The 19,688-nt window shown below is 34.8% G+C and carries 20 protein-coding genes and 1 pseudogene; 14 read left to right on the top strand and 7 right to left on the bottom strand.

Annotation, left to right across the window (positions count from 1 at the left end; genetic code table 11):
* The 10 genes and pseudogenes from BIV60_RS29755 to BIV60_RS15395 all read left to right on the top strand — a co-directional run.
* A pseudogene (locus BIV60_RS29755) lies at nucleotides 1–453 on the top strand (hypothetical protein); the annotation flags it as partial.
* Complete coding sequence (locus BIV60_RS15350; protein WP_071356600.1) at nucleotides 446–2,317, top strand: VirB4 family type IV secretion system protein; 1,872 nt, start codon at nucleotides 446–448, stop codon at nucleotides 2,315–2,317. The pseudogene BIV60_RS29755 and the gene BIV60_RS15350, both read left to right, overlap by 8 nt.
* Before the next feature lie 3 nt (nucleotides 2,318–2,320).
* Entirely contained in the window at nucleotides 2,321–3,310 is a 990-nt protein-coding gene (locus tag BIV60_RS15355; protein WP_071356601.1) for a bifunctional lytic transglycosylase/C40 family peptidase, read from the top strand.
* A 459-nt stretch (nucleotides 3,311–3,769) separates the two neighbouring features.
* Nucleotides 3,770–4,744 (top strand): alpha/beta hydrolase, encoded by a 975-nt coding sequence (locus BIV60_RS15360; protein ID WP_071356602.1) that lies wholly within the window; start codon nucleotides 3,770–3,772, stop codon nucleotides 4,742–4,744.
* Between the two features lie 5 nt (nucleotides 4,745–4,749).
* The gene (locus BIV60_RS15365; protein ID WP_071356603.1) at nucleotides 4,750–6,102 is read left to right on the top strand and encodes an ATP-binding protein; all 1,353 of its coding nucleotides are present in this window, start codon (nucleotides 4,750–4,752) and stop codon (nucleotides 6,100–6,102) included.
* Nucleotides 6,095–6,673, top strand: a complete 579-nt coding sequence (locus BIV60_RS15370; protein ID WP_071356604.1) for a response regulator transcription factor — start codon at nucleotides 6,095–6,097, stop codon at nucleotides 6,671–6,673. Before BIV60_RS15365 ends, BIV60_RS15370 begins: the two co-directional genes overlap by 8 nt.
* Nucleotides 6,674–7,250: 577 nt before the next feature.
* Nucleotides 7,251–7,802: a DUF6036 family nucleotidyltransferase gene (locus tag BIV60_RS15375; RefSeq protein WP_071356605.1), complete on the top strand. Its 552-nt coding sequence runs from the start codon at nucleotides 7,251–7,253 to the stop codon at nucleotides 7,800–7,802.
* A gap of 66 nt (nucleotides 7,803–7,868) precedes the next feature.
* Nucleotides 7,869–8,222 (top strand): hypothetical protein, encoded by a 354-nt coding sequence (locus tag BIV60_RS15380; RefSeq protein WP_071356606.1) that lies wholly within the window; start codon nucleotides 7,869–7,871, stop codon nucleotides 8,220–8,222.
* Between the two features lie 887 nt (nucleotides 8,223–9,109).
* A complete protein-coding gene (locus tag BIV60_RS15390; protein WP_071356608.1) occupies nucleotides 9,110–9,655 on the top strand; it encodes a hypothetical protein in 546 nt (181 codons plus the stop codon).
* Between the two features lie 560 nt (nucleotides 9,656–10,215).
* Entirely contained in the window at nucleotides 10,216–10,518 is a 303-nt protein-coding gene (locus BIV60_RS15395) for a hypothetical protein (protein WP_071356609.1), read from the top strand.
* Between the two features lie 336 nt (nucleotides 10,519–10,854).
* Here BIV60_RS15395 and BIV60_RS15400 read toward each other — a convergent pair whose 3' ends face one another.
* From BIV60_RS15400 to BIV60_RS15430, 7 genes are all read right to left on the bottom strand, one after another.
* Nucleotides 10,855–11,433 (bottom strand): DUF3967 domain-containing protein, encoded by a 579-nt coding sequence (locus BIV60_RS15400; RefSeq protein ID WP_141770470.1) that lies wholly within the window; start codon nucleotides 11,431–11,433, stop codon nucleotides 10,855–10,857.
* A 196-nt stretch (nucleotides 11,434–11,629) separates the two neighbouring features.
* Nucleotides 11,630–12,505: a replication initiator protein A gene (locus BIV60_RS15405; protein WP_071356611.1), complete on the bottom strand. Its 876-nt coding sequence runs from the start codon at nucleotides 12,503–12,505 to the stop codon at nucleotides 11,630–11,632.
* Between the two features lie 215 nt (nucleotides 12,506–12,720).
* Nucleotides 12,721–13,293: a hypothetical protein gene (locus BIV60_RS15410; protein ID WP_071356612.1), complete on the bottom strand. Its 573-nt coding sequence runs from the start codon at nucleotides 13,291–13,293 to the stop codon at nucleotides 12,721–12,723.
* A gap of 15 nt (nucleotides 13,294–13,308) precedes the next feature.
* Nucleotides 13,309–14,136 carry a conjugal transfer protein TrbL family protein gene (locus BIV60_RS15415; RefSeq protein ID WP_071356613.1) on the bottom strand — a complete coding sequence of 276 codons (828 nt, stop codon included), beginning with the start codon at nucleotides 14,134–14,136 and terminating at the stop codon, nucleotides 13,309–13,311.
* A gap of 43 nt (nucleotides 14,137–14,179) precedes the next feature.
* Nucleotides 14,180–16,075: a VirD4-like conjugal transfer protein, CD1115 family gene (locus BIV60_RS15420; RefSeq protein ID WP_071356614.1), complete on the bottom strand. Its 1,896-nt coding sequence runs from the start codon at nucleotides 16,073–16,075 to the stop codon at nucleotides 14,180–14,182.
* A 4-nt stretch (nucleotides 16,076–16,079) separates the two neighbouring features.
* Nucleotides 16,080–16,745 (bottom strand): hypothetical protein, encoded by a 666-nt coding sequence (locus BIV60_RS15425; RefSeq protein ID WP_071356615.1) that lies wholly within the window; start codon nucleotides 16,743–16,745, stop codon nucleotides 16,080–16,082.
* Between the two features lie 9 nt (nucleotides 16,746–16,754).
* Nucleotides 16,755–17,240: a hypothetical protein gene (locus tag BIV60_RS15430; RefSeq protein ID WP_071356616.1), complete on the bottom strand. Its 486-nt coding sequence runs from the start codon at nucleotides 17,238–17,240 to the stop codon at nucleotides 16,755–16,757.
* A 363-nt stretch (nucleotides 17,241–17,603) separates the two neighbouring features.
* On the opposite strand from BIV60_RS15430, the gene BIV60_RS15435 reads away from it, so the two are divergent.
* The 4 genes from BIV60_RS15435 (at nucleotide 17,604) to BIV60_RS15445 (ending at nucleotide 19,606) form a co-directional block, all read left to right on the top strand.
* Complete coding sequence (locus tag BIV60_RS15435) at nucleotides 17,604–18,281, top strand: hypothetical protein (protein WP_071356617.1); 678 nt, start codon at nucleotides 17,604–17,606, stop codon at nucleotides 18,279–18,281.
* A 360-nt stretch (nucleotides 18,282–18,641) separates the two neighbouring features.
* Nucleotides 18,642–18,779 carry a hypothetical protein gene (locus tag BIV60_RS29760; protein WP_177177318.1) on the top strand — a complete coding sequence of 46 codons (138 nt, stop codon included), beginning with the start codon at nucleotides 18,642–18,644 and terminating at the stop codon, nucleotides 18,777–18,779.
* Between the two features lie 41 nt (nucleotides 18,780–18,820).
* Nucleotides 18,821–19,171 carry a TrbC/VirB2 family protein gene (locus tag BIV60_RS15440; RefSeq protein WP_071356618.1) on the top strand — a complete coding sequence of 117 codons (351 nt, stop codon included), beginning with the start codon at nucleotides 18,821–18,823 and terminating at the stop codon, nucleotides 19,169–19,171.
* Nucleotides 19,172–19,186: 15 nt separating this feature from the next.
* A complete protein-coding gene (locus BIV60_RS15445; RefSeq protein ID WP_071356619.1) occupies nucleotides 19,187–19,606 on the top strand; it encodes a hypothetical protein in 420 nt (139 codons plus the stop codon).
* Nucleotides 19,607–19,688: the final 82 nt, after the last annotated feature.

Here is a 19,688-nt window from a genome sequence, read left to right on the forward strand (position 1 = left end):
TATCAAGATTTTTTAACAGGTTTGGAGTTTCCCATTCAGCAGACAATCGTTTCCCAACCTGTAGACCTTTCTCAATATATCAATTTACAAAAAGAAATGTTGAAGAATACTCCAAATCCCATCAAAAGGAGATTACTAGAAACCTATATTGACCATGCGGAAAGTTTCACCAAGTCACAGCAAATGATTCAACGCCAACGGTACATCATTTATGGCGTTCAAATCCAAGATGGCACGGAAGAATCATATTTCGAAGCGGTCAAAGATTTGGAGGAAAAAACCCTGTATATTACATCGGGTTTGCATGAATTGGAATTATCAGCGGACGAGGTAACCAATAAAGAAATTATCAAATATTTCCATACATTTTTTGATTATCATTCAGCGCAATTGTTCCCAATCCAAAATGAATTAATCCCACAAATGATAATTGGAGGTCAATCCCATGCCTAAGAACATTCTTGCCAAAAGGAAAAAACAAAATGAAGAATCGTGGTTGGATAAAGGTCATGATTTCATGACTGTTCGTGATGCCATAGCACCATCCTACATCGAGGAAAACTTGGAATATATCAAACTGGGAGAAAATTATGTTAGGACACTGGTTGTCGTGGATTTTCCAAATAAAAGAAAAGGAAATTGGTTAACAAAACTATACCGTTTCAAGGAAAACATATCAATTTCTTATCATTTGGAACCCACTTCGCCTGAAAAAATGATTGACAGTTTGAACCGGTCAATTATGGATTTACAAACAAGATTGCAAGGCAGGAACGCATTAACACCCCAACGAGAGATTGAAACAAAGCAGGAAATGGAGAGCTCCACGGAATTACTTACAAAAATCCAATCGGGCACCACATCAAAGGTTTTTCTCGTTCACATGTATCTGCACCTACAAGCGGAATCCTTACAACAATTGGACAGGATAACAAACCGACTGCAAGCGATATTGTCCCGAGCAGGATTAAAAGGGTATACTCCAAAATTCGAAATGTTAAAGGCGTTCTATTCTGTTTTACCGACAACGGATAATACTTTACCTCAATGGACATTTAGGACAATGGATTCGGAAGCGTTATCAAGTTTATTTCCTTTTGATGAATCCGAAATCTTTCACCCAACAGGAGTTATCAAAGGAAAAAATAAAACAACAGAATCCTTGATTGTTGTTGACCAATACGGATTATTGGACAGCCATAGTGAATTTGTTGTGGGGCGTACTGGCAAAGGTAAAACGTTCTACATGCTCAAAGATATGATGCGTTATTGGATGCAGGGTGTCCAAGTGTTTTCCATTGACCCTGAGCGTCAATTTTCCAAAGTCATTAAACGGTTAGGCGGTCAGGTCATATATTTATCAGTCATGTCCAACACCATTATTAATCCAATGGAAATTCGTTTTCTTGCCGATAGAACAGATTTAAACCGTGACGATGATGAAGAAGTTGACATTCACTTGCTATATCAGAAAATACAGCGGTTAAAAATCTTTTTCCGATTAATCAAAAAGGACATAACACCTCTAGAAAATGCCTTGATTGAGCGGTATTTGCTTAAAACATACGAGGAAAATTCCCCATCAATGAAACTGGATACCGATTTCAGTAGATTTACAGCAACCGATTATCCCACATTAGAAGATTTCTACAACAAAATTGATTTAAAGGAACATCCAGAACTAAAAGAATTTAAAGAAATCCTGTGGATGTATGTACATGGGAGCAATAAGCGCCTTTTTAATGGTCATACCAATGTTAATTTAAACGGAGATATGATTTGTTTTGACTTGAAAAACTTGGAGGAAGAAGGCGATTCCAAACAGGCAGCCATGTATAATGTTTTATCGTTCTTATGGGATGAAATCACGCAACGAGAAGGATTGAAACGGTTATATGTTGATGAAGCACATGTACTTTGCGACAGTCAAAATCCACGAGCAATGAAATTCTTGTATCAAATATACAAACGGATACGGAAATATAAAGGCGGTGCCACTGTTGCAACTCAACAAATAGCGGATTATTTGAGTGCTATTGAGGGTAATCGAAATTATGGTGAGGCCATAATAGCAAATTCCACTTGTCAAATGATTATGGGATTGTCTTCACTTGATTTGGATGATATAAAACAGCACCGAGTATTGGACCTATCGGAGCAGGAAGGAACTATCCTCCTAAAAGCAAAACGAGGAGAAGGAATTTACGTTGTTGATACTGATAGAGTGCATATACAGGTAGACCACACGCCCGAAGAAATGGAAATCATTGACCCTGAGAATTATCAATTACTCTATGGCAATGGAAAGGCGGTTTAATCCATGTATGCACCGATATTTTTAATTAAAAACTGGCGTTATGTTCTTATAGCGTCAGTTTTCTTATTTATGATTCCTTTAATTATGATTGGTGGCATTTTCGGACAATACAATAATCAATCCGATTCCAGTATTGTAGAAGGAAGCGCAAAAGTAAGTGATGCTGTTCTGAGATATGAACCGTTAGTACGGAAATATGCTCAAATGTATGGTGTCGAAAAATATGTTCCAATTCTACTAGCGAAAATGCAACAGGAATCAGGAGGAACCTTGCCCGATGTAATGCAATCCAGTGAGTCCTTGGGACTTCCACCAAATTCAATAACAGACCCTGAGTATTCCATAAAAGTTGGAGTTCGCTATTTTTCGAAACTCATTAAAACAGCACATGGGGATATTAAATTGGCGTTGCAATCGTACAACTTTGGAGGGGGATTCATTCCATATGCCGAAGAGCATGGAGGATATTCCAAAGAAGTGGCAATTGATTTTTCTAATATGATGGCTGCCAAAATGGGTTGGGATTCTTACGGAGATATTAATTATGTTGACCATGTACTCAGATACTATAATCAAACAACAGGACTTCCAGTTGGAGGAGTTGGAACAAAAACCTTCGAAAATGTCATGAAAATTGCTCTCCAATTTCAAGGAATGCCATACCAATGGGGAGGACATAATCCTGCAACTTCATTCGATTGTAGCGGTTTATGGGAGTGGAGTTTAAAACAACTGGGGATCTACTTCCCACGGACTGCTCAAGAGCAATACGCATACACTCAACGCATTAGCAAAGACCAATTACGAGCAGGAGATTTTATATTTTTTACCGGCACTGCTTCTCATGCGAATATAAGTCATGTGGGAATATATGTTGGGAATGGAAGAATGTATAATTCCAATGATAATGGTGTTACATACAGCGCTTTAGATGGATACTGGACGAAACATATTGCAGGATATGGGAGATTAAAAGAAATGGGAAATCAATGATTAAGGACTTTGCGGTTGTTTTTTCCCCTTGTTTTTGAGGTGTGAGGCTGGTTGAAAAAGCACAAATTTAAGCGGTTTGAACGGTTACACTATTTAGACAAGTCGAGCAGATAAACCTTGTTTTTGAGTTCGCTCGGCTTGGCGATCAAGTCAAAATCGTTCAAAATGCGGAATGCAAGGGTAGGCGTGGAGATTTTTTTCAGCGAAGCGCGGTTTGAAAAAAATACTACCCGACCTTGCATGGAGCATAGCGAGCATTTTCACTCAAATACGTATAGCCATTTCATACATTAAGCAGCTTTTAGCTGTTTTTTTGATGTTTTTAGAAAATATTGGGATAAACTTCGTTCAAATTCCTTTGGAAATTGGAAATATTTCCTTTTAAAATAATAAATAATTTATCATTCTAGTTATTAAAAAGAATTTAAAAGAATTGTCAGTGGTTAGGGGGACATCAATGTGATCTTTTCAAAAATTATAGATCATTACGCATTAAATGATTTACACAAGACTCGAAGTAAAGAGTTTCAATTTACATATATTCCTGCTCAGATACCTGAAACAAAAGACAGTGAAATATTTTACAAAGCACATCCGGCTGATGTCTCTTTTGACACGTCTAATTTGATAAAGAATTATAAGACTGGAACATTTCAATTCAAAAGTTTGGTTCCATCTGGGGATCCGTCTAATGACTATTTAACAGGAGAGGTATTTTTAAATAAGAATGAAGATGCAGCTAATGTTGTTTTTGTACATGGATGGCGAATGGATTCACTTGATCGAGTTAAGAAAATGTTTCACAACCGGATTATGAATGATTTTGGATGGAATATGTATTATTTCACTCTTCCCTACCATTTTCAAAGAAAACCAGAACGATCACTTTATAGCGGGGAGCACATGATAAGCGCCGATATTAATCGAACGGTTCAATCTACTAGGCAGGCCGTTGTTGATTTACGAGCGCTGATTCAATGGATTAAGTCAAATAAAAAAGGACCAGTAGTTTTAATAGGTGTTAGCTTAGGTGGATTTATTACGAATCTAACTGCTACTCTTGAACCTCAAATTGATGCGTTGGTTTCAATATTTTATGCTAATCGTATTTCTTATTCGATATGGAATACCATTCCAGGTAAATTTATAAAAGCTGATTTAGAACATCATGGTGTTAATTACGATGATCTAATAAGGTATTGGCGGATTACAGAACCTAGTCAATCTATTCCCAAAATAAATAAGGACAATATTTTATTAATCTCTGCTAAATATGATCAATATGTTCATATGGAAGATACTAATTACTTATGGGAGTCTTGGGGAAGGCCTGCAAGGTATATCTATAATTGCGGACATGCTGGTATTGTTCTTAATCGTAAAAAAATTGCAACTGACACACTTTCTTTTCTTAAAGACAAAATAACGGGGTAAAAACGATGATTGTACTAGTTACATTACTTTGGTTAATGAGTTCAATTATTTTTCTTACGAACCCCAGAAATGAAAAAATTCGATGGGCATGTCTCATTGGTTTTTTTGGAGGATGCGGAGGTTTAAGTGTTCTGCTTGGTTCAGGTTTAGACCGTCCCGATTGGATCTTGCTTTTAGACGGTTTATTTTCATCTCTAGGACATTTGTGGACTCCGTATGCAATCTTGATTTTCGGGCTATTGTATTCAGATACCATAAAAAATCGTAAAAAAAAGCAATTATGCAAACTTTTGTTCCTTATTCCGACTATCATTATGTACTTTCATTCTCAGGTGTTTCCTGAATTTAAAACAAATTATGTTATATTATCAATTTGGGTTGTACCTTATGTTGTTGTAACAAATATTTTATTGATTTACTCAGCATGGAGAGAAACAAGGCCAAGTATAAAAAGGCAAAGAATATTAACTGTTTTATTAGTAGTACCAATGGTTTCTTTTGCGTTAACTACTGGTATCATTTTAGAAGCATTAGGGATTAGTGGGGTATGGAATTACAATCCTTGGATGATCGGAATACAATTTTCATTATTCGTTTATTTCACGGTTAAATATGGAGTTCTTGGCGTACGAATAAGAATTGAAAAACAAAGGCGTGATTCTACGATGAAAGCTGTAACATCTGGATCAGCTCTTTTGAATCATACGATAAAAAATGAAATAGCTAAAATTGATTTATTAGTTAATCAATTAAAGGAACAAGTTCCAGATAGTGAAAGTATTGATTTAGTTCTGAACTCAGCGAATCACCTATTAGAGCTTTCTACACGTATTCAAAGTAAGCTGGACATTATGGAGTTAAAAGAAACTCATTTTTGGATAAGTAACATCATTGATTCAGCATTAGGATTACTTCGGCTTGATCTAAATCGGATTACTGTTTTAAAACAATATGAAATTGATGTGCAGGTGTATGGAGATCCTATACACCTTCAAGAGGCATTCTTAAACATATTTAAGAATGCAATTGAAGCAATGGATAGCAGCGGGCAACTCTTGATTAAAATTTATAAAACTAGAAAATTTACACATATTGACTTTATTGATAACGGGAAAGGTATCGAAAACGATAAGATTCCACTTGTGTTGGATCCGTTTTATTCAACAAAAGGAAGACTAGGAAACTATGGATTAGGATTATCTTATTGTTATAATGTAATGCAAAAACACGGTGGGAATATTTCGATAAAAAGCAAAAAAAATCAAGGTACAACTATCACACTGTCACTACCAAATAAACGAATTTTGGATACCCACATAAACCTATCTAATACGTCTGGAGAAATAGCTTATGAATGACATTAAAGTGATGATCGTAGAAGATGATCCTGTTTGGATGAAAGGAATATCGGATTATATTCAGAAAGAAAATGATATTACGGTTGTGAAACAAGCTCCTAACAAGGAGGAAGCATTAAAAGTACATTGTTGTAATGTTGATGTGGTGTTAATGGATTTAACATTATCAGAAGATGATACGGATTTAAGTGGACTTGATGCAGCTCAACAATTATTTGAAAAGGGTTTAAAGAATATTATTATGCTAACATCGAGGGATGAAACAGAAATTATTCTAGAAGCTTTTGATAAAGGGGCTGTGAATTACATAACAAAATCTTCTTATAGAGATATTCCCAATGCTATTAGAGCGGCGTACCATGATAAGGTTAGTATTCATGCTGATGTTTCGACTGTACTTATTAGTGAGCTTAAGAAAGAAAGAAAAATAAAAGTATTAACTCCTACAGAGCGAGAAGTTTATGACCTAAATAAACAGGGTCTAAACAAAGTGCAAATCGCTCAAAAGCTATACAAATCCGTTGAAACGATAAAAAGGCAGTTGAAAATAATAAAAAGTAAAATAAATTGAAGGGGTGATCAAGCTCCTTCAATTTATTTTACTTTTTTCTAATGTATGTGTAGTGCTGTCAAATCAAAGATGAAATATATAAACTAAGACAAATAAAATGATTTCACAGTTTAGGGGTACCGTCAGGAAAATGCGTATTTACAACTATAAGCATTTTGATACGAGTCTTATGGGACATTATGAAGCTCTAATTTAATAGTGATTTGATTATGTACCAATAGGCTTTACTCTATTGAGATTGTGAAGGTTTCTACTTACACTAACTGGCAGGTTACTTGAAGAAGGATAAGACAAGCGGATTTAGATAAGCTGGATGACTTTAACCACGGGCAAACCATGTTGCGCTTCAGTTTGAATGAGATTCTATCTATTCAGAGAGAGCCAGATCCGGCAGCAAATATAGGTGAAGATGTATATAATCTTCGCCTATATTTGCTCGACTTTAATTAATTTCCCAACAGTTCCTTCTATTGCCTTATACTGAGTATATGTAAAGTTGTTGTTTTATATACAACTTTTTTTTCATGCATCACGTTTACATAGAGAAAAAATTGGAGAGACTACGGAGGAGATTAATGTGGAATTATCGAAAGCGGATCACGTTTTAGATCAATTGGACAAATTAGATATCATGTGTGAGAACGAGGGTGTACATGCAGAGTTGATCATCATCGGAGGTTCAGGCCTTCTTCTTTTATTGGAGATGATTTTTAAGCAGGATTTTAGGCCAACAAGAGATGTTGACGTACAGATATTAAGTGCGAATGATATGAATGAACTTTACAGGCTACTTAAAGAAGCGAATATCCATATTGTAGGAGGGGTCGCGGAATTCCCACCAATAGAGGATTTCAGGGAGAAGGAAAAATACAAAGTGGAGGCACAGTTCACCAACATTGAAGTGTATGTCCCTACACCAGAGTTGCTGGCGTGCACAAAAATTTTCTCCAAGCGACCAAAGGATTTAACCGACCTTCAAAGGTCTCAACTTTTGGATTTTTGTGACCTAGATATTCTCCGTGATCTGATCGAGGATTATAAAAGCTATATGCTGAATCCTAATGATAGGGACATAAATGTGCACCAAATAGAGGAGATTCTCAAACAAAGGGCTTCCCAATTGTACTAAACAGATATATACTAAACTAATCAATAGTTGACCATAATAAACTTAACTCAGAAAGGAGGCATTCACATGAGATCAACATTCGCCGCATCTGTAACATTCACTGAATTCCGTAGCGAACTGGAAAAAGAAGTTTCTTATCTGAATGATGGAGCAACCAGCTACAGACAAAAAACGGCAGAACTTTCTTTGAGAGTTGCGGAGTTAGTGAAAGATGTGAAGCCATTTTTTAGCCTAGATACAGCTTTACAAACCGTAAAAGACTTTTTTCCAAAAGAGGACCTTTTCCGTTTGCAAGATGTTGCTAAAATGCTTAGTGTAGTGTTAAATGATCTATTGTCGAAGGCCACTTTACCTGACGGATTGAAGCAAAAGCTTAATGAGCGAAGGCAAAATAGAAGCTTCAAATTAGTTTTAGCTTAATTGTATATTACAAAAACGGATATCAACTGATATCCGTTTTTTTTGTGATGAAAGAATTTGATGATAAACAAATGGATTTGTTCGATTTTTAGGAGGGACGTAATGGCAGTCGAAGATTGGGAAAAAGTACATTCCACTGTTTTTTTTATTCAATGTAACGGGGCAGGTAGGTAATTAAGAAAAACAGTGATAACTGTTGTTAAAATATTGGATGAAGATTGTTAAACTAACGGGTGCTTTACTTTCACAACAATTGGACTGTTTCGGCAGTTCTTTTTCATTTCCGTTATTCAACTAAAGGGGCAGGTTAATTGAAGAAGGAAGAAATCTTTTATGTGTAGAATTATCTAATCAAAAGGATTATTAGTGATTGAATCCGGATTCCTAAAAAGAGAGGGAGAGTCAAATCAAAAAAAATATTACGTTTTCAGTTGTGTCCTTACTTTCATTCTTTATTGGACTAATTTTAGTAGTTATTGATTTATATTTTCTTAATCCAGCTTACCCAGAATCCAGACAACTAGGTATACCTTTTTTAGATGGAATTGGTCTATACGGTGCTATTCCATTAGCTGTAATTGGACTCGTATTTGCAATTAAATTTAAAAGTAAAGTTGGAAATTCTTCTTACTTATTGATCGCCCTTAATCTTCTGTTACTTTTTTGGTTTCCACTTTTTATGTTTTTTGGAACAATTTTAGAAGCAATACAGCATTCAAATAAGTAATAAATGAAGACCTAGCTGCCATAACGGGAGCTCTTTCTTATTGTGCTAATTGGGCAGGTTAATTGAAGAAGGTTAATACAGAAAACAGCTTGTCTTAACATATATTTCCACTTAAAATTAAATCAAGAAATTGAATTTAATTATTTAGGAGGGTAAATGTATGAGGAAAAGTGCGTTTTTAGTTAGTATGTGTCTCCTACTATTTTTTCTTACATCTTGTAGTCAAACCAGTAATCAATCATCGAAGAAGGCTTCATCTAGTTCTACTTCAACCAATCTAAAGAACACTAGAGTTTTTAAGGGACAGGATGTTTCAGATATTACAAAATTGCATACACCAGATGAACTTGTGTATTTGCACAATGGAATCTCTACGATGATTACTAAAAAGAATCCGAAATTCCAAAAAATCCTACAATTAAATAACTCAAGACAAACAAAAAAATTAAATGCATTAAAGCTTGTCGTAGACTATAAAATTACTAAGAAAAATGGTGATTACTTAGTTTATCTCTATGACACCAAAAATTATGTTCCAGTATGTTTCGATTTAGTTCCATCGCCTGATGAAGGGTTTGAGAACTTCGTAGGGAATTATTATGGTTCAGACGCCGTACCATCAGATGATAAAGTAATTCGGACAAATATTAATGCCTTTGGACATCTTGCACCTGCTGACAAACTACTTGCTTACTTAAAAAGTTAGAGTTGGATTTTTCATATAAAAAAGGAAGTCTAAAGGTTAAAATTTAAATAAAAAACATTGTGAATTTTTACACTTAAACTAACGGGTGCATTAGTGAAACAAGCTAAATTTAAAAAAGTCGATTCCTTGAAGTGGAAATCGGCTTTTTTTATGGGGGAAAACTTCCTTATCGTGGTAAATACGCATTTTCCTGATGCTACCCCGTTTAGAGCGTAAAATATAATTATATCATATATTTTTGGGATATAGGAGGGTCAAAAAAATAACCCTTCTCTAAACTTTTCCAGGCTTGTACTATTTAGATAACACTTATTATTCATTCAAATTAAAATTATTACTTATTCAATAATGAGTAAAGGCAGGATTTTTGGGCTTCTTGATCTTGATTAGACAATTAATTGTTTTTCAAAGTTACGATTATAAGAAATGAAATTTTTTTGTTGAGAAAGAACTAGCCAAATATATAAGTTTATTTCTAAAACATCAGGGGGAAGAACATCGACAAACTTATGTTGTCTAAGAAATATATGTGAAATCAAGAGAGTGGGGTTTAAGAAGTAATGGCTAATTTAATGTATGCGCAGTTTCAAAAGGTTCAGAATCAAAATATAAATGGTAAGATATTAGCAGATTATTGGTGTCTTAATATTTGGGATAAATATAATACACATACTTTTGCTTATGAGAGTTTTGAAGAAATGAAAGAAGACTGGCAGCCTGAAAAAGTAATAGGTAATCTAAAACATTATGAAGTCTTAGAGGACTTTTTAGATGTTCTTAAACATCAGAAAGGTTTTTATTATCCATCTGAGGGGAATCTTAATACATGGATAGAGATAGAGAAAAATGAATTAGAGGATTAAAGAAATGAGGGGCAAGGAATTTCAACTTCCTTACCCTTTTTGTTTGGAAGCCTAAAAAGAGCATTGTTTAAACTTCATTTCTTGAATCATCAGAAACAGTCTTTATATCTTTTAATATTCTTTCAAGTATATATACGTTAAACTGGTGCTTTTTTATGCAGAAATTTAGGTAGGTCGCGTTTCACGACCTACCCAAAAAGCCCGTCAAATCAACAATGTATAAAAATTGTATATTGAATGTTAATATACAATTTTAGAAACCTTGATATATCAACGTTTTTTTTTTACATTATTACGTAAAATTAAATTACTACGAAGTAATGTTGTATATCCAATTCATTTCCAAAATCGCCACCAAGGTTTTTTATTTTCTTCCCTGGCAACTGCAATCTCCTTCATAATGAGTTCGTTTTGCTTTTGGATTTCGAGCAACATTTTTTTAGTGTCCATAGTTTCACGGATTGATTTCATTAACATTTCGTCTCGTTCGCTTACTTTTTGCTCTTCAAATTCTTGTAAGCGCAATTGTAACCCTTGTAATTGCCCTTGAGATTCTTGGAACTCTTGTAATTGCCCTTTTAACTCTTGTAACCCCTGTTTAGATTGCTGTTGTAACTCTTCGAATTTGGATTCAAATGTTTTTATAAGAGTTGTAAGGTCTTGTGCTTGTACAGTTACAAGACTTGTAGGAGTTGAAATCAATTGCTCGATTGCTTTCTTTTTGGTCATTTTCGGTTGATTTTTCAATTCCAAAAATTCCTTAAACAATTCAATATCGTCTTCCGAAAACATCAACTTACCTTCAGGACTTCGTTTAAATTTGTGTCCGTGCTCTTCAAAATCCAAATAATGGCGTGTAAATGTATTGGAGGGGATATTCAATCTTTTAGCAGCACTATCAACATTTAAATACATTTCGAACTCTTCCAATTCTTACAACTCCTTTTCCGTAAGGTCTTGTAAGTATTATAACAGCATTTAAAGTTGATTGATAATGTAATAGGAACGTACAGGACGAACGCAACAATGTTTTAAAATCATTTTAATAGTAAATGTCACGAATGATTTAAAAACGTGTGTAGGAACGCCCTGAACGGTTTAAATTAACCTTTTATTGCTTCAACCAATTGTAAAATGGAACAGCATCAGTTGCTTCAATTTGTTTTCGGTTTTTCGATGGTTCATATTTTCCTTTTTTCATTTGGCTCTTATGTAATGTTCCTTCTAAGCAGGTTCGTAAATATCCACCGAAATTTTTAACATTGGTTTTTTGTTGCGCTTCTTGTACAACCCTTAAACAAACTTCTTTGCTAAGACCTTTATTCCGATATTCATTTGTTAATTTGTAAATGATTTCTTCATCCTTCGAATTGTTACAAGAATCCTTAGAAGAGTTATCAAATGAATTTTTAAAAGAATTGTTAACAAGGAGATCTTTGTTAACAATATTTGTATTATTATTATTTAAATCATTTTTAATAGAATCATTATTAATAGAGTATCTTTTTGAAACTTCTTGATGTTTCATTTTGGAACTTCCGGAAGTATCATTTTGAACCTTCCGTGATTCATCAATGTTTTTCGCTGTTTCTTCGGCATCTTCAAGCATATCATCAATTTCGCTGTTGACTTTGTATACATCGTCCTCAGTGAAATCCAATTGACCGATAAACAATTTATTCGTTTTGTTTAATCCTTCTTGTTTTTGCTCCAATAATCCCAATTCTTCCAATTCCTTTTTGCATCTCATGAAAGTTGATCTCGATAATCCTAGGAGTTTCTCTGCTGTTTTTTCACTTAAGCGGACATAATATTTTCCATCTTCCTTCCAACCTTTCATCATGGATAATTTGATTCGGTCTGACAGGACAATGTAAAGTTTCATGGTATTAGGTTTCATATTCTTGTATTTTTCGCCATATATTAATACCTTCGGCACTTGAAAAAATACCAAACTATTTAAATCATTATCTGTAAAATACTTCATTTTCCATTCCTCCAACAGTTGAATTTTTGTTGGAGTACCTGCTATAATAAAAATAACGAATTTAATATTTTTAATATGTGTGCTTTTAGCGAGGTACACCAATACGTCAGGGGCGAGAATTTGCGAGATTCTCGTCCCTATTTCTATTATATCATTTTTAAAATTAGCATTGTAGACAAGCCATGATAATATTTCCAATTAGTAAAATGTAACTTTTATTGATTTAATTCCTCAATATTTCCGTTAAATGAAATGGCATTTATCTTCCATCCTTCACTTGGAACATTCCTCCATTCAATCCACTGGACAGTGTTTGGCTCCAAAGCATCCATGCGTACATATACGGTTACAATATTATTTACATTATCCTTGCGAATGCTCGTGATCTCGAATGATTTAATTCCTCCTTCTTCCTGCAATCCGTCAACAGTTGTATATGAATGCGTGAGTTTCCCATATCCATAGATTCCGAATAACTTTGATTTTTCCATTGGGAATGTGTTTTCAAGAAAATCCTTGGTGAAATATTGATAGGTTATATCGGTGAACCGGTGCTCATTTAGCGGAACTCCTTTTTTGAAATTAGCAAAGAAGGAATGCGTTATATCCTTTACAATTTGCGTGTCCTGTGCGTTTATTTCGGTTTGGGCGGTATTACCATTAGTCGATTGATTACTAACCCTGCTGACCACAGCAAATGCGTTATACGCTATCACTATCATTAATGAAACAGATATTATAAGAAAACCAAGGATAATTCCTTGGCTTTTATTTTCAATAATCTTCATTTTCGATTCATCTCCTTATCGTTTCATGATTAATCGGTACATTGCCATTCTTGAAGCGCCTCCAGCTGCATTCATCATTGTCTTTCCACTTCCAGTTGAGAAAAGATATTTTCGTAACCATCCTGGCGAGAATATAAGCACAATCATTAACCCAATTGCCAAGTAATAATCTTCTATGTTTTTTCCTCCACCTACTAGATTTACAATGAAATATAAAATCATGAGTTGTAAGGGTTGCATGAATACAAGAGCGCATGCTTCACGCCACCAAGCAGGGAATATATTCATTTCTTCATTGACAATAGTTGAAGCGGCGAATGGTGCCATTACCCACAAAACCATCATGTGACCAAAACGGACAATATATTGAAACATCATCCAAAGAATGGTGATTGTCATAAATAAAACAGTAATTACTAAAGCGGAAGATACATCGTTTGTAACATCCATTAATTTTTTTAGGGTATCGACATTAATATTTTTGCTTAAGAAAATAGCACTGATGGCATTAGAAGTTGTAAGAAGGATTCCAATTAACATCCACGGAGCAGTGTAAGCAAATGCTACGGATACGATTCCTTTCGAAAGGATCTCACTGTTGGACCTGTTGGAATATCCTCCAATTTTTTTTGTCAGTTCTTTCATGAAAGCGAAAATCATGAACAGGGTCGAAACTCCTACAGCAGAATACATAATCCATTGCTGAGTATCTCCAATGATTCCGTTTTCCTGATTTGTGAAACTGGTGGGACTTAACATAAACACATCCAACCATTTCCAAGCACCTTGTAAAAATCCTTCCATCAAATCAATAAGATAATCATTAATCCATTCTCCTAACATGAGGAAACCTCCTAATAGTCATTTTAATGTATAAATGATGAAGTTAAATATCGAATACATCAATCAACGCTTCTGTTTTAGATTTTTTCCTTGGTGGGTTTTGTGGTGGCATTGGTTGTAATTCTTGTAAGTCCTCAATATTTTTCACTGCTTTATCAATAGTAGTCTGTGTTTTAGACTCTTTTTTTACTGGCGGTATAAATACATCATAAACCCCTGCTTTAGAAGGTTCATAATCTTGTAATTTGACTCTGTTTATCATCAACCCTGCTAATGGTTTAATTTTGGTGTAGAACGCTTTATCGAGCATCATGGGTTGTTTGGTACGCATGAATACAATTGATTTATCATCTGGTAATCGGTTTATTTCATCTGCTGTCATTAATGGGCGTTGAACATAATTTTTCGATTCACCCAAGGATTCCCCACGGTCATTTTTGGTTTCTGACTCTCCTTGTATTCGAATAGTTGTAATTCCTAATTTTTCAGAGAAATGCTTCTGAGCGTCCTTGTCATTCGTTCCTAGAAAAATATGAGTATCGCAATTATCCATGATTTCAGACGCTGTATCACGACCATAGCGATTTCTTAACTGTTCCAAGGATTGTAAGACAGGAGTTACATAAATTCCTAAACTGCGAGTCGTGGAAAGGCGCTCTTCGAACATCGGAATTTGACCGATATTTGCAAATTCATCCAAAAGCAACCGTACTGGTCTAGGTAACAATCCATGATTATTTTCGGCCAACATATATAACTGTTCGAAGAGTTGATTGAAAAAGGTTGAAATTAAAGGACGAGCATACTTTTTCCCAACTGGCATTTTTACATAAATAATCGTTTTTTCCTTCCCAAAATCTTGCAAATTAAAATCAGATTGATATGTTAAATGTCTTGTTTCATCGTATTTCCATAGGTCAATTGCTGTTGCAGCTCCTCCCATTATTTGACTCCTCATTTTTTCCTCTTTGTTGCCAATACAACCGTTATAAGAGCGTTTCACAATGTGACTGTCTGGAATTTCTTTAAACATATGATGTAATGTCTTGGGGTTCGTAACCAAGATGTTATAAACACTTCCCATATGCTGTTGTTCTTTTGGCAAGAAGTTTTTTACATATAATACGAGTGTGGCAATTACTCCTGCTTCTGAGTTTATCCAAAAGGACTCGCCATTGGCAGGGATACCATTTGCATTAATAACGAGCGTGTTCCCTAATTCGGCAGCATCTACATCCGATTTAACATAATCCAGTGGATTGTATTTATCAGAAATTCCAGATTCCCTGATGTCAAAATTGATTAAATGGACTTTATAACCTTGTTTTCGTTTGGCATCGCTCGTTGTTTCGTACAATTCACCCTTAGGGTCGGTTATGATAATGGAATCATTATCAGTATTTAAAATGTTGGGAATGATATAGGATTTTGACTTTTGAGTTCCAGAAGCACCGAACACAAGGACATTACGATTCTTGTAACTCTTCTCACAATGGATAACAGGTTTTCCGTTTAACATGCCAAGTATGGTTCCTGAGGTTTTCAAATCCAAGGAGAAATCTTGTTTATCGGATTCGATTTCCTTTAATTTCAAAAATTCTGAGGTTCCAAATGCTCCATAATCGGACGCTTTCTCAACTTCATTTTTCCGTGAGTTCCAAAAGTCCTTTGCGATTAATCCGAGGAGGACACCTGCTGTTCCAAGTTGAATGGGTATGAAATGGGGTTGATTCGTTGCTGTCGATAGCATGTGTAATGGATTTAGAAACCAATCATTCATAAATGAATGAGTTACAGCACCAACTTTATTGGGGTCAGGAATTGCTTGAAGATATTTTGGTATATATTCCTTAGCAGAAATGACACCATAGTCTAAAACACCGACTAGCAATCCATTAATAACGCTGGATTTAACAAGTCTTTTCTTATCGAATTTCATTTCATCATCTCCTATAATCATAATCGTTTTCTCTCTCTCGTTCGCCTTGTCTTCGGGCTTCCTCAATTCGCCTTTTAATGCTTTCCAGTAAAGGTTTGGCAGTATTTTTCATTTTATTTTTATTGGAATCCTTTTCCTTGGAGCGTTCATATTCTTTTTGCGGGGGCTCCAATTCAAATCCTCGAATATCATTTTTGACTTCTTGGAAGAGATCTCGAAATACTTCACGTTCGCTTTTCTCAATTTTTAAACGAAATGGCACACCGTCACGGTCATGGTAAACTGCTTTTATCATCACATGGGCATGAGGATTACTGTCATTCAAATGTTCAGCAGCTATCCATTCCAATCTTTTTCCAGTGGTTAATTCATACCGTGACATTACTTCACGGATGAAAGTTTTGTAATCTCCTGGTTGAAATCCACTCTTTTCCCATTCATCGCGACTCATGGAGAACATTAATTCATGGGCAACTGCTACGGAAGGATGTTGTGTTTTCTTGTCATCAAGGAGTTTTTGAAATCCTTTTAAACTGGCATGGTCATTGTCTTTACTGAATACACCGAGTTTTTCCATTTCTCCTTGTCGCTCACGATAACAAATGTATTTCGCTTTTCCTTTTGCATCGTTTAGATTTTTAAAATATTCATGTTGGACATATGCACCCATTTTAAACTCTTACAAGACGCCTTTTTTCGGTCGTGCCTGTTTACTTTCCTCAATCACCATTTCTTTGGCATTAGTGCGCCAATCACCAATCATTTTCAAGGCGAGCGCTTCACTTCCGTATTTGCTTTGGAGAGTTGTTTCAACATCATTCAACAACTCAGCATTCATATGAAGTTGTATGCTCGCTTCAATGACACCGATTAATTTTTTATAGATTATCGGCAATCCAATTAAAGCGGCTTTAGAATCCACATGAGAATTATGAATCATGGCTGCCATTCGATTTGTATGTTTATTTAATACATTTTCAACCAACGCTTCTATTCTGGGAGCAAAAATTTCATCAACGAACATTTCTTCATCCTTTACTATGAAATGTTCGAGGATTTTTTCTAATTGTTCCGAATATTTAACATCCTTTTTCTTACAAATGGTCTCGAACTTTTTAACAACTCCTGAATCTAAATTGTATGTTTTTCTCTCTTTGACTCCCAATTAGAACACCTGCCTTTTTAGTCATTTTAAAGCATAGTTGATTAAAATCGATAAAAATTAAAGGAACTGTCGTTTTTGCTCCCTGTCATAAGGTATACTATGCTTAAAACCAAGTATAAATGATTATTTTATGAAAGGCAACCAAAATATGTAATAATCATCAACCCTTGCGTAGCAAGGTTTTAAAGCAGGCGTATGACTGCTTTTATCTCTGCCACCCTCCACAGAGGGGGAATTTTGGTGTAGTTTTTCCCTTTTTTTTTGCTCTTTTGACTTTGATTTTCAAGGTCACGAAGGATTTTAAAAAGCGGTTAAGAATACTCTAATTGAAGGATAAATGATGAAAGAAAAAGAGGTGATGAAATGCCACGATTAAACCGAGGAGAAACAATGCGTGTTTCCGTCAAGTTATCCAGCGAAGCAAAAATACGAATAATGACCACAGCGAAAAATCTGAGTGTATCTCAGGCGAGCATGATTATGTACGCACTTTCAGAACAATTTAAAAAAGGAATTACTCAGGAACAGTTACTTAATATTGAAAATAAAATCATCTTGGAACATGGACATTTTCCTATTTCCATGCCCAAGCACTTAGCGGATAAAGTTGAACAATATATAAATGATTTTGATATGAAAAAAGGTGCGTTTATCGGTCTTTTGGTATCCGATTATTTTGAAAACCTTCCATTAGATGTTCAAACAGAAACAGCAGGGGAATCCAAGAAACTTTCACTTCCAGTACATAAAGAACTAAAGGATCTGTTATATCGGTATGCTGAGGAAAAATATCAAAATGTGGGTTGGATGATAACACAATCCATTGAAAATGGAAAATACGAAGGCATTCCTAAAATGCAGGAAAGCGAAAGAGAATTAATATCATATAATGTACCCAGTCATATATATGAACGAGCATTGGAGCAATCGTCTGCTTTGGGTGTGACATTACATTTTTATATAGAATCCTGTATTTATAATGCTTTCATGGGTGACAATAGGATCTTTGAATTTAATGATTATTGTGATGATTGCCAATAGCCACCCTAGGTTTTTTAAAAAAACCGTTTTAGGTGAAAGGACCAAGTCGTCCTCAATACAAAAAAATTTTTCCCCATTACTCAGATTTTTTGAGTTATGGGGATTTATATTTTCGAGAGTTTCCTACATTCCGGTCCTTTCGGTTTTCTACCTTTTTTCTAAAAGACCGGGGGGGGGGGTACATGTAAACATGAAAACATTCTTATAAGAATTACAAACCTTGATATTAAAGGATTTCGCTCATACAAATTAACATTTTTCCATTATTTACACTTTACATGTTGACATGTAAGCATGGAACCAAGTATACTTACATTATAATCATTTATACTTTTAAATGATCAAAAAGGAGGTAGAAAGATGGAAACAGCAAACTTGGCGGTAACCATCAACAAGGAAGTATTTATACAAATGTCCCTGCTTGCGGTTAAAAGCGGTATGAAGAAAAAGGAAATTGTGGAGCATGCGCTAATTGAGTATTTAAAACACCATAAATAATCATTTATACTTTAAAATGATTAAAAAGGAGATGTATTTTAATGAAAAAATCACTAATCGAGGGTTTGAAAGCAAACAAAATTTTCCGTAAAAGTATGCAGATCTTCACATCAGGTTTAACAATTGTGACCCCAAGTATTGCTTTTGCAGCTTCGTCTCCAGAGTCCAAATATAAAGCGGTAATTGATGGAATAGCAGATTTACTAATCGGTTTATCCATCCCTGCAGCTGTGTGTGCTTGCATTGTGTATGCGCTCATGTACAAATTTGCAGGAACGAACGCTCATAAGAAAGCGGAAATTATCGACTCAATCAAAGGAACAGCAGGAATCTTGATTTTCGTATTAACAGCAGGAATTTTATTAAATTGGATTGCAAGTTTGGTTAAGTAATGGAGGGATTTTCCCATGATTGAAAAGAAGGAATTTCTAATACCAAAAAATATTGATGAAGGAGTCAAATTGTTCGGGGATATAAAAGCAATGGAGTTAATCAAAACATTGACTCCTTCTCTTTTATTATCAGCGGGGATTTTCTACACTCCTATAAATCCATTCGTCAAATTAGGAGTTGCAGCGGTTTTAATTTTGATACCAGGATATTTGATTGCTGACCGTCCAGTTAGGAAGAACATTAATGTTTTATACCATTTGAAATCATGGATTCGATACGAATTACGTCAAAAACAGTTTTCTTATCAAAAGGAGAGATATCATGCTGAATCTGTTTCCAAAATTGAAAACAAAGGAACAAAAACAAAAACAAACAGCGCAAAACTCCATTCCATTAAAAGCGGTACATGGAAACCTATTAATCACCAAGGATAATAAACTCGTCAAACTGCTAAAAATCACTTCCAGAAACATGGAATTAATGAGTAATTTCGAAATGAACAGCGTTTTTGAACAA

Source organism: Bacillus sp. MUM 116 (assembly GCF_001866655.1).
Classification (GTDB): Bacteria; Bacillota; Bacilli; order Bacillales; family Cytobacillaceae; genus Neobacillus.

Bases quoted from the DNA above. Each gene is read 5' to 3' on its own strand.
- BIV60_RS15350 (WP_071356600.1), top strand. From the start codon at position 446: ATGCCTAAGAACATTCTTGCCAAAAGGAAAAAACAAAATGAAGAATCG.
- BIV60_RS15355 (WP_071356601.1), top strand. From the start codon at position 2,321: ATGTATGCACCGATATTTTTAATTAAAAACTGGCGTTATGTTCTTATA.
- BIV60_RS15365 (WP_071356603.1), top strand. From the start codon at position 4,750: ATGATTGTACTAGTTACATTACTTTGGTTAATGAGTTCAATTATTTTT.
- BIV60_RS15370 (WP_071356604.1), top strand. From the start codon at position 6,095: ATGAATGACATTAAAGTGATGATCGTAGAAGATGATCCTGTTTGGATG.
- BIV60_RS15380 (WP_071356606.1), top strand. From the start codon at position 7,869: ATGAGATCAACATTCGCCGCATCTGTAACATTCACTGAATTCCGTAGC.
- BIV60_RS15390 (WP_071356608.1), top strand. From the start codon at position 9,110: ATGAGGAAAAGTGCGTTTTTAGTTAGTATGTGTCTCCTACTATTTTTT.
- BIV60_RS15395 (WP_071356609.1), top strand. From the start codon at position 10,216: ATGGCTAATTTAATGTATGCGCAGTTTCAAAAGGTTCAGAATCAAAAT.
- BIV60_RS15400 (WP_141770470.1), bottom strand. From the start codon at position 11,433: ATGTATTTAAATGTTGATAGTGCTGCTAAAAGATTGAATATCCCCTCC.
- BIV60_RS15405 (WP_071356611.1), bottom strand. From the start codon at position 12,505: ATGAAGTATTTTACAGATAATGATTTAAATAGTTTGGTATTTTTTCAA.
- BIV60_RS15410 (WP_071356612.1), bottom strand. From the start codon at position 13,293: ATGAAGATTATTGAAAATAAAAGCCAAGGAATTATCCTTGGTTTTCTT.
- BIV60_RS15415 (WP_071356613.1), bottom strand. From the start codon at position 14,136: ATGTTAGGAGAATGGATTAATGATTATCTTATTGATTTGATGGAAGGA.
- BIV60_RS15420 (WP_071356614.1), bottom strand. From the start codon at position 16,075: ATGAAATTCGATAAGAAAAGACTTGTTAAATCCAGCGTTATTAATGGA.
- BIV60_RS15425 (WP_071356615.1), bottom strand. From the start codon at position 16,745: ATGGGTGCATATGTCCAACATGAATATTTTAAAAATCTAAACGATGCA.
- BIV60_RS15435 (WP_071356617.1), top strand. From the start codon at position 17,604: ATGCCACGATTAAACCGAGGAGAAACAATGCGTGTTTCCGTCAAGTTA.
- BIV60_RS29760 (WP_177177318.1), top strand. From the start codon at position 18,642: ATGGAAACAGCAAACTTGGCGGTAACCATCAACAAGGAAGTATTTATA.
- BIV60_RS15440 (WP_071356618.1), top strand. From the start codon at position 18,821: ATGAAAAAATCACTAATCGAGGGTTTGAAAGCAAACAAAATTTTCCGT.
- BIV60_RS15445 (WP_071356619.1), top strand. From the start codon at position 19,187: ATGATTGAAAAGAAGGAATTTCTAATACCAAAAAATATTGATGAAGGA.